The sequence below is a fragment of the Flammeovirga yaeyamensis genome (assembly GCF_018736045.1).
GTDB lineage: Bacteria > Bacteroidota > Bacteroidia > Cytophagales > Flammeovirgaceae > Flammeovirga > Flammeovirga yaeyamensis.
In genome coordinates this window covers 1,482,545-1,495,242 of record NZ_CP076133.1, presented here as the reverse complement: position 1 = coordinate 1,495,242, position 12,698 = coordinate 1,482,545, and the positions used below count along the sequence as shown (strand labels likewise).

Below are 12,698 nucleotides of genomic sequence, written 5' to 3'. Positions count from 1 at the left end.
ATGTTTGAAATATTATTCATCTCAAACATGCTTATTTATATTGAGTATATCAAATAATCTTATTCTTGATCTACTATTTGAACTCTATTTACTTCTCCTTCGATAATTACCGTAAATCGAGAATAATCAAATGACATATCTGCACAAGCTTCTTCTTCGATTTCCATTTTATCCTCCATAGTAACTTGATTTCCCTCTTTCAATTCTTGAGAAAGGACTACAGCACCCACCGTATTTTCCCAAAGTTCAATAATCGCAGAGATTATTGGTAGATTGGGAATGTCTTTCATTTTTTTGAACAACTCTTCTTCTTCATCGTCCGTTTCTGCTTCCGATAAATCCATCAAAAGTTCATAATGTTCTTCTTTTAAGAAATACTCTTGATCGAGTTCCTGCTCATTACTATTTAAAATTTGAATTTGTTCTAATGTATTCATTTTTGGTCAAATTTTAGTTTAAGACACAAGTTATTCAAAATTTTAAAAATGAAGGAATCTATGGTTGTTATCTTACTGTTAATTGTGCTTACTTCTTCAAATTACTCTTATTAAACACATGATCCGGAATAGGAACATTATTTTCCATTTCCATTACCACAAAGTCTGTCCCTTTTCCATCTTTCAGTACATCTTTGTAATTCATCTTAAATGGATAGTATCGATCGCCTACTTTTCGGATATCAGACATATTGATGGTTTTAAGCATTTGCCCACTTTTAGCAAAAAGATCTTGACGCATAGGGACTGAATGTTTTTTCTCTACCCACATTTTTATTTTCTGATAGGTAACATCCTCAGTTTTTGCCTCAAGTTCTAGAATGTAACACTCTTCACCATTCATCTCTTCTTCACCTACAATTTTTGGAGCATACATTTCAACCAATTTTCTTTCTTGCATCATGTCTTCATACGACATATCCGATCCATTCACTGACTGTCTTAACATATGACCTGAAATCTGTATGGTACGATCTGAAGAAGGTGAGTAAATCCATAGTTTATCATTTAATTTCAGCATTTTTGTTCCTTTCTCCCTTGCTGGTGATAGGTATTCAGAAAACGAATCTTCTGTACCTCGAGTAAACCCTTTAGTGACAATTTCTTTCGTCTTTCGCTTACCATAAACGATCATCTTAGTAGTGGATACCTTTGTTTTGGTGTACATATTCTGATCGATTTCATTAAGTATTTTGTTAGCATCTTGTGCTTGACTACCTATTGATAAAAAAAAAGCACACAGAATAAATATCTTTTTCATTTTAGTATTTGATTATACTCCTAATTCATTAAATAATTGTGAGGTCTGACGTTTAAAGATCCCCCTTCCGGATAAAAGTGCTCCTAATAAGGTAGCCGCGACACCCGGAATAAAACCAATCCACAATTGCTGAGGAACAACTTTCGCTCTAATCACATTGGAAACTAACATGCTTCCTTGTCCGACCATATCAGAAATGTCTATCCCAACTTCTTGTAAATAATAAGTAAGAATTACACCCAAAACAGTTCCTATTACTGAACCTATGACACCAATAATTAATGCCTCCACAAGCAAGGATTTGTATATCGCCTTTTTAGACTCTCCCATGGCAATTCGAATCCCGAACTCAGTATATCTTCTTAAACCACCTAATAAGCCTGTATTCCAAAGGACAATCGACATAGCTACCACAAATAATGTTGTAAAGAATCCTGCAATAACGCCAGCAAAATCTAAGATATAACTCATTCCTCCTTGATCTCTTAATGCCAACATCTCAGGAGCATATTCATCGGTATCAGATGACATTTTAGCATTAAAACTTTCTTTTATTTCGTTGATTTTATCATCATCATAAACATCATTGGGTAAGAAACCTAGAATCTCCTGAGCGGCATCGACCATATCTAAGATTTGTTCAGCGTCCTTTATATCAACAATAAACGTTCGATCATCCAACACTGAAGTACCAAATGAAACGGTGCCAACTAATGTGAAATTTTGAAAAGACATTGCTCCATCCATCGTCGATCCAAAATAAGTGATTTTATCTCCTAATTTCACTTTCATGCGATGGGCTAAACCATCTCCCAAAATCATTTGATAAGGTCCATTAGGCAAAGTTCCTTCCACTAAGTTCTCCCCTAATTTCATTCGTTTTTCATCCGAACTATTTGATGAAAGATCCAAGGCAATACCACCTGCCATACCTTGTGTTTTGGTTTGGCCTTCCTCGTCGGGCACATCCAAAATCCCACCGAAATTGATACGTTTCACCCAATCTACTTCAGGATAATCATTTTGTAAATCAGCGATTAAATCGTCTGCATCTAACAAGGCTAAATCAAGTGGTCTTTGAGCAATATTTTTCACGTATTCTCGACTCATCACTTTCATATGGCCAGTACTGAATCTAGCATTTTGATCGACCATATCGCCAATCATGCCTTGCATGTATCCCACAAAAAACACAGAAAGGGATACGCCAAGTGCCACAACAATCAAAGGAAGGACACTTCTACTTTTATCTCGGATTAATCCTTTAAATAAAAACTCAAACATTATTTTTTCCCTTTAAGTGCATCTACAGTATTCATTTTTGCAATTTTCCTTACAGGAAGGTAGCTGACGATAGTGGATAATAGAATTACCCAAAAGACTGAACTAAATAAAAGTCCTGATGTCAACATCGGATAGAGCTTCTCTCCAACAGTTACGCCCATTTGTCTGGATTGATCTTGATTCCCCAAATCAACCCCTTCAACACCCAACCAAGTAATTAATGGAACCGAGATCGCTGTTCCTATAATGGTAGCTATAAAAGCATACATTGTTCCTTCCAAGGTAAATAAGAACGTCACCCTCTTTTTTGTAAATCCTAGAGCGATATACGTACCAATTTCTTTCTGACGTTTAAAAACAGAAAATACCTGAGAATCAAAAATGGCAATCAAAGCTATGAACATCAAAATGATGTAAAGAAAAGCAGATGATCCCTTTTTCATATCGACCATTGCCACAAATTCTTTTAGTAGTTCTTGTTGAATTTCAAATCTCCATTGATCAGATAATTCATCCTCAAAAGTTCCTTTTACTAAATGATAGGTTACTTCATTTTGCATACCTGTCATTTCCCAAAGTGTATTGATATCTACCCAAATCTGACCACCATCCACAGTAGGCACATTGGTTTTAAATATATCTACAATTGTAATTTGCTTTGCATCAAAAGTGCCGTTTTTATCTTTCCATCTTAATAAGATTTTGTCTCCAATTTTTAAGTGATTATCTGTAGCCATCCCATCTCCAATAATTGCTGGAATATCATCTTTACTTTGTAAAAAAGAAGATGTAGGAAGCTTGACTACTTGTTGATCAGCTGGAATACCTTTAATTAAAATTGGAAGAAGTCTGCCTTGTGGATATAAATTTCCCTGTCTGATTAAAACAGGTGTCAATTGAGGTTGATCCAAAATTTGAGAATGCCCACTTTCAATACTAAAAGGATCTAACTTATCGTAATCCGTTTGAATAATTTGACCATCCGCATATTCCCAATCAATTTGATCTCGTATGCCTTGATATTCCCATCCCGTATACAAGCTATTGAAGAACAATATCAACAAAAATGCGAAGGCTAAAGTGGTAATTGTTAACCATGTTCTTAAACCTGCACTGATAATATTTCGGTAAGCCAAACGGAAATTGAGAAGAAAATTGTGTACTATTTCCATGACCTATTTCTTTTCGTCGTTAACCACTTTACCATCTTCAAGAGAAATGACTCTCTTTAAATATTTGATCACTTTACTATCATGGGAAGAAAAGATAAAAGTGATACCTAATTCTTCATTCAGTTTCTTTAGAATATCCATGACCTTATAAGCATTTGCTGAGTCCAAATTCGCCGTAGGTTCATCTGCCAATATAATTTGTGGTTTCTTGACAATAGAACGTGCAATAGCCACTCTTTGGGCTTGACCACCCGATATTTGAGATGTTTTTTTATCTGCTATATCTTCTAAACCTACCCATTTTAAAGCTTGCATGACCATTTCCTTTCTTTGTGCTTTTGGTAATTTTTGAAGCAACAATGGAAATTCTACATTTTCATAAATGCTGTAAACTGGTAAGAGATTATAGGATTGAAAAATAAATCCGATGTGTTCATTTCTTAGTAATGCCGAATCTTCATCTGAGTTATTGGCAATGTTTTTTCCATTAATTTCAATGCTTCCTTCTGAAGTATCGTCCAAGGCACCAATTAGGTTTAAAAGTGTAGTCTTACCTGATCCGCTTGGTCCGATTAAACCAGAAAATTCTCCTTTAGAAAACTGTAGATTAATATTACTCAGAGCAGTAAATTCACCATCTCCTACAAGAAATTTCTTAGTAACATTGTTCAGTTCAATTAAGTTGTTTGTCTCCATATCTTAGTGATTTATAATTGCCATAAAACGAACGCCAAACCCTGAGGTAAATTGGTTTAAATCGTTATTGACAACCGGTGATGTTATTTGAGTGGTTGGGTTATAATAGAGCATAAAATAGCCCGTCCACAAATTGAAATCGTGATTATAAGAAGCAAATGCTCCTGTCCCATTGTTGGTCCAATCCTGATAGACCATCAAAGAGACATTATCGAAAAATGATATCGGATAATTAAACGAAATGGCAGAGGTGTTTCCTCTGTAGTCTGCTTTGTTCCATTCCTCTCCATACCATAAGAATAAATGTTCAAAAACTATATTTAATCCATTTATGGTATAATCAGTTCCTAAATTCAGTAATGTCTGATTAGTGAAAATACTTATAGGGTCTTGCAATTTTGTGTAACTCCCTTCAAACCACAGCCCAACACCAACATCCCACTTTCCGTCTATCCCATATTTATTTTCTACTGTATTTATGTACTCAGGATAAACAGGGTCTTGATTATCATAAATAGCATTTCTATGATGATAAGAAAAAGCAATTTCACCTTTGGGTGTAGGTAGTTGCAATCTTCCACCATACTCAGGTTTTTTTTTATCAGAAGGTAATACATCAAAGCCTCTTCTTTCTTCATTACCATACAATACCCAAAACCATATGTTTGCATTGTTCTTGAAATAGTATTTACCCAAAGCTGAATACACCCCATTCGTTAAACCCAATGGATCTCTAGGGTCAATTTGATTAAACCATTGAAGTGGTCGCAACATGCTAGCAGATCCAAAATCTATTTTCTGCAAACCGACTCGTATTTCACTATTGGCATAGGCATACCGCACCCAAGCACGGTAGGGATTGATATAAGCATTGGTCAAGGGATCTCCCCCACCATATTGCACATCTGCATATAAGTTGGCTGATCCATATGCAGAAAATGACTGTAATGAATCGATTTTATATTCGTATTTGAGTTCTGGGATATATCGTCCTCCACTCCATAATTTCAAATCGCTATCATTAGTATAGGTCGTAAAACCTTGAAACATCCCATTAAATTCTAAAGAGGATTGTGCAAAAGTGTGAAGCGAAATCAATATCAATAGGTATGTTAGTTGCTTTTTCATCCTACTTTCTTTGTCCGTATATACCGAAAAAATAAAATTTTGTCGCCTGCTTTACAGCTTCTTCAGGAGTATCAAACATTTGAAGTAACATTGGATCACTTGCTACTTGTTGCGTTTTTTCCATCATGTACATCAAAAACTCAATACTAAAATCATCTCCGACTTCCCCGTTGGATTTTGCTTGCATCAATTGTTCTATAAATAAAGCAGTGCTTTTCTTTTGATGTTCCATTAAGAAATCAAGTATCTCATTTTTTTCATGAAACATTGACATGAGCTCCTCCATAAATGATTTACTCATTTTCTTGCTCACTTCAATTTTCATCAAAATGATCTCATTTAGAAAATCTAAAAAAGATAATTTTTTGTCTAATATCTTTTGATAATCATCCATAGAGGCCATAAAAAATTGCTTCAATACAGCCAATAGAATGTCCTCTTTGTTTTTAAACTGACGATAAAAGCTCATTTTAGATACACCTGCATCTTCGATTATATCGGTGATGTTTACCTTCTTAATTCCTTTATCTAAGAATAAAGTCGTTGCAGATTGTATGATTTTATCTTTTGCCTTCAAAATGTTACTATTTTATATTTATGATACTAATGTAGTAACATTTCGGTAGATATGTATCATTTGATAATTATTTATCAGAAATAATTATCTTCGAAGGAATAAACATTAGCAAAATCATACATTAACTATGACTGATACCAAAGACGTAACAAGCAAATACGAATTGCTAAAAAAAGAAATCTACGACATGTCTGAAAAAACTGCCAACTGGAGTGAAGGACATAAAAGCAAATCATTTTGGATATACATGGGTATTGCCTTCTCTTCCTCATGTATTACTTTTTTAGTTGCTATTGGAGACGATCTAGGAGAAGACTTACATTTCGCTGTAAAATGCTTGACACTTATTTTTAGTGCTTGTAGTGCTTTATTGGCTGCATGGGATGGCTTCTTTAACCATAAAGAATTATGGGTAAATTATAGCGAAACAAGAAATCATTTGAGAACTTTATTGTTCGAGCTTAAGATGTTGAAAGAAGAAGATAGAGATGACGATAAAGTTTTAAATAGATTTTATAGTCAATATAAAGATATAGTTCACGAAAGTAATAGCAAATGGAAAGAACTGAGGACGGATGATTAGTAAAATGGTTTTTTAACTGAATAAACCTTTTAACTTCTCAAGGCCACGGCCTATCAAGTTTCTAGCAGATTGTTCATTCATATCCATCATAGATCCAATTTCTTTATAAGAGAAATTAGAATAAAATTTTAGCATTACAGCCTCATACTGTCTTTTTGACAATGAGGCTAAATTTTTCTTAAGTAATACCGATTTTTCGGCTTTTTCCTCGGATTGTATTATTAAAGTATCGAAACTTTGGTCCTCGATTTCATAGACGTGGGTGACATCTTTATTAAAGATGCTTACTTTTTCATCAGATTTGATGTTTTTATGAATTTTCCTCCTCAGCGAACGAAATAGGTAAAATTTTACAGAAGTAGTTTCTGATAACTTATCATGGTATTTCCATATGTCTAGAAACATATCATGAATAGCATCTTCTACTTGGTCCGAATTTTTACATAGTTTGATACCATAAGCATATAGACTGTCGAAAAATAGATCATATAGTTGTTCAAAAGCTTCGTAGTCGCCTTCACGGACACGACTCCAAATATGTAGATCAATCATGTTAGTTTTCATTGGTATTTTGATCAATTTAAAGAATAATTATTAAAATTTAAAGTGATTTTCTTTTTTGTATTAAAATAATTGTCGATTCGACACCTATTTTTATTTTTTGATCTACTTTTTTAGGAACACCATCATTAAGCTGTTTAATATCAGCACCTTTTAAAGTGATGTCTATGGATGTTTTTGTTGGGTTATTGATAATATGAAGCCATTGATTTTTCGATTTTAACGTATGATGTATTAGGCCTTCTTTATCGCATTCCAAAATTTTATTTGATGCAAATTGTTGATCCATTTCTAGATCATCCCAAAGGTTTTTAAGGTTACCTTTGGAGTTTTTATTTTCCAAAGCTAAAGGTGATGGAATCCAAGTGACAGTACCTTTTCCAATTGAATTTTTAAGTCCTACTATTTTTGAATTATTCTTATAAATCTCATGTGCACTCTTGTTCTTTATTTCAGTCATAAAACCAGTAGAAACTATGTTCTCATGAATATCAAATTGTGTGTTGGATGGTAGGTGTTTAATTTCTAAAATTTCACCACCCGTAAGTAGTTGCAATTTGAAATCAGAGGTAGGTTCAAAATTTAATTGAGCATCATAAATACCAGTCAAACCATCTATCAAAACCTGTCCCCCTTTTTCAATAAAGCCCCTCAAATTTTTAATCATCTGATCTGTCATCACTACCTGATGAGATAGAATAATCAGTTGTCCGTCATAGTTATTTTTAGAAAAATCAAACTCTCTAAGTTCTTTTAAATTAGGTTGATAACCTTCATTTTGAAGAAACTTATAAAACTCAATGGAAGAAAGCATTGTGCTTCCATAATCTCTTCCTGTGGTTGGACCTTGCCACGTTTGCAACGCTTTTTCCGCCCACATGGACTCTCGATTATAAAGTATTGAAATATTACTTTCTACTACCTTTTTATCCCTGAAAAACTTTTCATTTGATTTTAAAAACTGATTGATTTTCTGTACTTCTTCCAATCGATCAGTCATTCCATTTTCATAATTTACTAACCCCCATTCTCCGGCCTCAATTCCGGATTTTCTAGAATTAAATGACCAAAATATAATTCCTTCTGCGCCTGTTCCAATACCCGTCCATAACCATAAGCTTATTTCTTCTTTAGTGGGACATAACGGGAAATAGCCACTATAAATATTTGTTCCTCCTTGTAATTCGGTAATCCAGAAATTATTTTTAATGGCTCCGGATTGAATTAATTTACAATTAGCTGAAAACGCCATCGTATAATCTTCACGAGAAAACCAACCATAATGCCAACTCGGGTGAGCCGATGCGCCCAAAGAATTTAAAAATTCACTCCATTTAGGGAAATCGTATTCTCTTACCAATTGGAAAGCCATATGATTATTGACATGCAACGCTGTTTTCTGATCAATACTTCTCACTTTTGAAGCAATCCAGTTTAAAAACCATGTATTGTAATCCGTTAGAAAAGCTTGAGGCGACATGAATTTTTCTTCAAAAGCAGTAATACTTCTTTTTGATTTCCACTCTTGATATCTTTTTTGTGTAAAATCATCTTTTGGCAAATCACCGACTCCAGGCTCATTGATCAACACCCAAGCAAAAAGTTGAGAGTGTGACTTATAATGAGCCACAACATGTTTCATATACTCCTCAATTTGTAACAACTGTTCTTCAGAAGAAGGTAATTTCACACCACCAATATCATCTACACTTGTGGACGGAAATAAAGTGGCAAATATTTTTACATTATGTTTTTGAGCACTATCGAAAGCTTTATCAAATAAAGTAAAGTCCCAATCATCTTTCTCATTTTTCAGATAAGATTCGAACATCCTTATTCTACAGACCGTCATTCCCGTACTTTCCATTAGGGCAAAAAGTTGATCGATTTCCTCATCTGACTGACCAGGTTCAATAATCATTTGGGCACCAATCATAGGCAGTCCATTATTGGACTGAGCGTTTAGAGTAAATTGAAAAAAGAGTAATAGTAAAGTAGTGTAAAGTGTATTATTCATCATGCTAAAATGGTCTACAGAGGTTGTATTCTTAATGTAAATTGATAGTTGTTCGGTGTAATTTGATAAGGGGTCAATGGTTGATATCCCCAACTGTTATCACCACCTACTCCCATTTGTTTATGGTCGATGATAATATGCGTAAGAGGGCGTTTTTTTATATCGCTAGTGTGTCGTTGCATTTTTTTATTGCCAGCATCAAAGTCTGAGGGCATTTGATGATGTGCAGTGAATATGAATTCTTCGTTAGAGGTCAATTTAAAACCTACTCCTTCTTCATTATTCACTTCCAACCATCGAACATTTGATCTTGCTCCATTTTCTTGGGGACGGATATAATCAAACCCAAGATCAGTAACATTGGAATTATATATCCCTAAAAAAGCAGCTGTTTTTCGATCTGAATAATTCTCGTAAGGTCCCCTGCCGTACCATTTTGCTTGATCAAACCCTTTATTTAAAGTCAAAGACAAACCTACTCTAGGTAACATAGGAAGATCTTTTTCTTTTATGTCAAGCTGATAATGAATATCAATTGCTCCGGTGGAATAAATACTGTAGGTAAGGCTTACGGTAGAATTTGATTGCCCAAGACTAAATACTGATTTAATTTTCACCTCTGAATGTGCATCATCTTCAGCAATTTGTTCAGATAAAACTTCACAACTAATGAGCTTTTGATGTAAGGTAGCGTCTTTCCAAAATTTTAAAGTTTTTGGTGTATTAATACCAAAATCATTATCCGTTGGTGCTCGCCAAAAAGTAGGTTGTATAGGGTTCAACAATAGATTATTACCGTTCTTTTCATAAGTGAATAATTGACCTGATTGGGTATCAAATTGTATCTTAAAACCCTGCCCTTCAATATTTAGAACAGGAATCTTATTTTCAATTTTTAAACCTCCTGTGTTTTTAGTTGCAAGTATAGATTCATAAGGTTTTTCATTTAAAATAAATTCTTCTTTTGCTACCACCGCTCCTTTTTCTAATAACGGTGTATTCCTCTTAGTTTTGGCGTAAAACTGCAATACAACTTCTTTAGAAGTATCAATTTCTAAGGGAAAATAAAATGATTTATTGGATTGAGGAGCTAGATTTCCTATTTGCACTTCTCCTTCTTTTTCAACTTTACCATCTTTAAGCAATTGATAAGTAAAATCAAATTCATCAAGAGAAGTAAAGAAAAATTCGTTGAATACATTTAGTTTTTCATTCTGATAATCGAAATGTATATTTTGATAGACCTTTTTTACTTCATAAAGAGCCGGATGAGGTGTGCGATCTGCATTGACCAAACCATTGGCACAGAAGTTTTCATCGTTATGGTATTTCTGACTTCCTAAATCACCTCCATAGGCAAAATAAGGTGTTCCATCCAAAGTATGGGTCAGCAAACCTTGATCCACCCAATCCCAAATAAAACCACCTTGTAGAATAGCATAATTTCTAATAACATCCCAATATTCTTTAAGGTTACCCGTGCTATTTCCCATGGCATGTGCATATTCGCACTGAATTAATGGACGTGTAGCATCACTTTTTGCATAGGCTTCCATAGAATCGTATTTGATATACATTGGTGCTTGTATATCTGTATTTGTATCTTTTGTGGCCCCTTCATATTGTACAGGTCGTGATGTATCCACAGATTTCAACCAAGTATAAGTTGATTTAAAATTAATTCCGTTTCCCGCTTCATTACCTAAAGACCAAGTAATGATAGAAGCATGATTCTTACTTCTATGATACATTCGTTGGGTACGGTCCATATGCGCCAATTCCCAGGATTTAGTGTATGCAGGATGTCCTTCGGTAGTAATCGGGCCTTGATTCGTCGCCCCCATCCCATGCGTTTCAATGTTCGCTTCATCTATCACATAAAATCCATATTGATCACATAAATCGTAGAACCAAATGGGTTTGGGATAATGACTACAACGTATCGCATTGATATTATTTGATTTCATCAACTTCAGGTCTTGCATCACTAATTCTTTCGTTATATGATGTCCTTTTTCGGGATCGTGATCATGATAATTCACTCCTTTCAATAAAATCGGTTGACCATTGACTAAAAACTGATTATTCTTAATTTCAACTGTCCTAAACCCTACATTTTGTTTGATACTCTGAACTTCTTTTTCTCCTTGCATCAAAGTAATGTACAAGTCATATAAACGAGGTTGTTCAGCAGACCACGCTTCTATATTTTTAGCAGTGAATTCTAGTCTTTCTTGTTGCTTTTTAAGCTTTTTGTGGGATGTATAAATTAATTTATCATCATCAAATAATTGAACTTTATAGGATAAATTTTTAGCTGATTCATTTCGTTGAAAATCAAGATTCAACTTCACATTTCCACTACTATTTTTTGAAGAATAATCAGCAATTAAATTATAATCTTTGATGTGATCTTGAGGCAATGCATACAAAAAAACATCTCTTTCTAAACCGCTTAAACGCCAAAAATCTTGATCCTCTAGATAACTACCACTGCACCAACGGTAAACTACTAGACTTAATTTGTTTGGTTTATCTTTATATAAATAGGAAGTGATATTAAATCGGGCTTCTGTTTTACTTCCTTCGTTATATCCAACAAACTGATCGTTAAGCCATATATACATGCCTCCACTAACGCCATCAAATTGAAGTATTACTTCTTTATTATTCCAATGAGTAGGAACTTCAAACTTCTTTATATAATGTCCGATTTCATTTTCATCACTTGCTATAATTGGAGGTTGCTTTGTAAAAGGATACACTATATTGGTATAAATGGGTGTTCCAAATCCTTCCAATTCCCAGTTTGCAGGTACATTTATTGTATTCCAAGAAGAAACATCTATGGTTTTCTTGTAAAAGTTGGATAGAAAAGATTGTTCGCCTCTCACATGTAGAAACTTCCACTCCCCATTTAATGATAAATAATTGTCTAATTCCAGCCATGACTTATTCTCTTTAGCATCAGAAAAAGACTCATATTTTGTAAAATAGGCTTGAGGTGTTAATCTGTTGATCTCTACTACCTTCTCATCTTGATGTGGCTCTTGACCATAGATAGTACACATTGGCCAAAGTGTAGAAAATAAGAATAAAGTAATAGTAAAGTAAAATTTCATTTCATTAAAGATTAGTAAGTAATCCTGCTTGTTCCTTTCATGTATAAAGAGGTGAAATTTAGATTTAACTCACTTTTCAATAGATTTTTTCAATAAAAAATGAAGAATGATTTTTTGATGAATTTTTAAGCATTGCAATATGAATTAAGAAGGTAGTTTGAATGATATTTTAATCAACATCAAAAAATATTTTGAAAATAAATAGAACAAACTGAGTTAATTAATTCTATAACTATCTTTTCTTCAATGATATATCTATAAATTTTTATGCGCGGCCAAGCTATATAAACATCATTCAAAT

11 protein-coding genes are annotated in these 12,698 nt (G+C 33.8%); 1 reads left to right on the top strand and 10 read right to left on the bottom strand.

Annotated features, from left to right (window positions below; all coding sequences use genetic code 11):
* Positions 1 to 59: 59 nt before the first annotated feature.
* The 7 genes from KMW28_RS25755 to KMW28_RS25725 form a co-directional block, all read right to left on the bottom strand.
* Positions 60 to 437: a hypothetical protein gene (locus KMW28_RS25755; RefSeq protein WP_169663783.1), complete on the bottom strand. Its 378-nt coding sequence runs from the start codon at positions 435 to 437 to the stop codon at positions 60 to 62.
* An 88-nt stretch (positions 438 to 525) separates the two neighbouring features.
* The gene (locus KMW28_RS25750) at positions 526 to 1,257 is read right to left on the bottom strand and encodes an outer membrane lipoprotein-sorting protein (RefSeq protein ID WP_169663782.1); all 732 of its coding nucleotides are present in this window, start codon (positions 1,255 to 1,257) and stop codon (positions 526 to 528) included.
* Between the two features lie 12 nt (positions 1,258 to 1,269).
* Positions 1,270 to 2,541, bottom strand: coding sequence for an ABC transporter permease (locus tag KMW28_RS25745; RefSeq protein ID WP_169663781.1), 1,272 nt, complete (start codon positions 2,539 to 2,541; stop codon positions 1,270 to 1,272).
* Positions 2,541 to 3,713 carry an ABC transporter permease gene (locus KMW28_RS25740; RefSeq protein WP_169663780.1) on the bottom strand — a complete coding sequence of 391 codons (1,173 nt, stop codon included), beginning with the start codon at positions 3,711 to 3,713 and terminating at the stop codon, positions 2,541 to 2,543. The genes KMW28_RS25745 and KMW28_RS25740 overlap by 1 nt, the downstream gene beginning before the upstream one ends.
* A gap of 3 nt (positions 3,714 to 3,716) precedes the next feature.
* Complete coding sequence (locus KMW28_RS25735) at positions 3,717 to 4,409, bottom strand: ABC transporter ATP-binding protein (protein ID WP_169663779.1); 693 nt, start codon at positions 4,407 to 4,409, stop codon at positions 3,717 to 3,719.
* 3 nt (positions 4,410 to 4,412) lie between these two features.
* Positions 4,413 to 5,537 carry a hypothetical protein gene (locus KMW28_RS25730; protein WP_205958164.1) on the bottom strand — a complete coding sequence of 375 codons (1,125 nt, stop codon included), beginning with the start codon at positions 5,535 to 5,537 and terminating at the stop codon, positions 4,413 to 4,415.
* 1 nt (position 5,538) lies between these two features.
* Positions 5,539 to 6,114, bottom strand: coding sequence for a TetR/AcrR family transcriptional regulator (locus tag KMW28_RS25725; protein WP_169663778.1), 576 nt, complete (start codon positions 6,112 to 6,114; stop codon positions 5,539 to 5,541).
* Positions 6,115 to 6,241: 127 nt separating this feature from the next.
* Between KMW28_RS25725 and KMW28_RS25720 the strand changes: the two genes are divergently transcribed.
* Positions 6,242 to 6,697, top strand: a complete 456-nt coding sequence (locus tag KMW28_RS25720) for a DUF4231 domain-containing protein (protein WP_169663777.1) — start codon at positions 6,242 to 6,244, stop codon at positions 6,695 to 6,697.
* Positions 6,698 to 6,709: 12 nt separating this feature from the next.
* Here KMW28_RS25720 and KMW28_RS25715 read toward each other — a convergent pair whose 3' ends face one another.
* The 3 genes from KMW28_RS25715 to KMW28_RS25705 are packed head-to-tail and all read right to left on the bottom strand — an operon-like array spanning position 6,710 to position 12,397.
* Complete coding sequence (locus KMW28_RS25715) at positions 6,710 to 7,261, bottom strand: RNA polymerase sigma factor (RefSeq protein ID WP_169663776.1); 552 nt, start codon at positions 7,259 to 7,261, stop codon at positions 6,710 to 6,712.
* A 37-nt stretch (positions 7,262 to 7,298) separates the two neighbouring features.
* Positions 7,299 to 9,278, bottom strand: coding sequence for a beta-galactosidase (locus KMW28_RS25710; protein ID WP_169663775.1), 1,980 nt, complete (start codon positions 9,276 to 9,278; stop codon positions 7,299 to 7,301).
* A gap of 11 nt (positions 9,279 to 9,289) precedes the next feature.
* Complete coding sequence (locus KMW28_RS25705) at positions 9,290 to 12,397, bottom strand: glycoside hydrolase family 2 TIM barrel-domain containing protein (protein WP_169663774.1); 3,108 nt, start codon at positions 12,395 to 12,397, stop codon at positions 9,290 to 9,292.
* Positions 12,398 to 12,698 lie beyond the last annotated feature (301 nt).

What these genes read in the sequence shown, in the direction of transcription:
- KMW28_RS25755 (WP_169663783.1), bottom strand. Translation starts at nt 437, where the DNA reads ATGAATACATTAGAACAAATTCAAATTTTAAATAGTAATGAGCAGGAA.
- KMW28_RS25750 (WP_169663782.1), bottom strand. Translation starts at nt 1,257, where the DNA reads ATGAAAAAGATATTTATTCTGTGTGCTTTTTTTTTATCAATAGGTAGT.
- KMW28_RS25745 (WP_169663781.1), bottom strand. Translation starts at nt 2,541, where the DNA reads ATGTTTGAGTTTTTATTTAAAGGATTAATCCGAGATAAAAGTAGAAGT.
- KMW28_RS25740 (WP_169663780.1), bottom strand. Translation starts at nt 3,713, where the DNA reads ATGGAAATAGTACACAATTTTCTTCTCAATTTCCGTTTGGCTTACCGA.
- KMW28_RS25735 (WP_169663779.1), bottom strand. Translation starts at nt 4,409, where the DNA reads ATGGAGACAAACAACTTAATTGAACTGAACAATGTTACTAAGAAATTT.
- KMW28_RS25730 (WP_205958164.1), bottom strand. Translation starts at nt 5,537, where the DNA reads ATGAAAAAGCAACTAACATACCTATTGATATTGATTTCGCTTCACACT.
- KMW28_RS25720 (WP_169663777.1), top strand. Translation starts at nt 6,242, where the DNA reads ATGACTGATACCAAAGACGTAACAAGCAAATACGAATTGCTAAAAAAA.
- KMW28_RS25715 (WP_169663776.1), bottom strand. Translation starts at nt 7,261, where the DNA reads ATGAAAACTAACATGATTGATCTACATATTTGGAGTCGTGTCCGTGAA.
- KMW28_RS25710 (WP_169663775.1), bottom strand. Translation starts at nt 9,278, where the DNA reads ATGATGAATAATACACTTTACACTACTTTACTATTACTCTTTTTTCAA.
- KMW28_RS25705 (WP_169663774.1), bottom strand. Translation starts at nt 12,397, where the DNA reads ATGAAATTTTACTTTACTATTACTTTATTCTTATTTTCTACACTTTGG.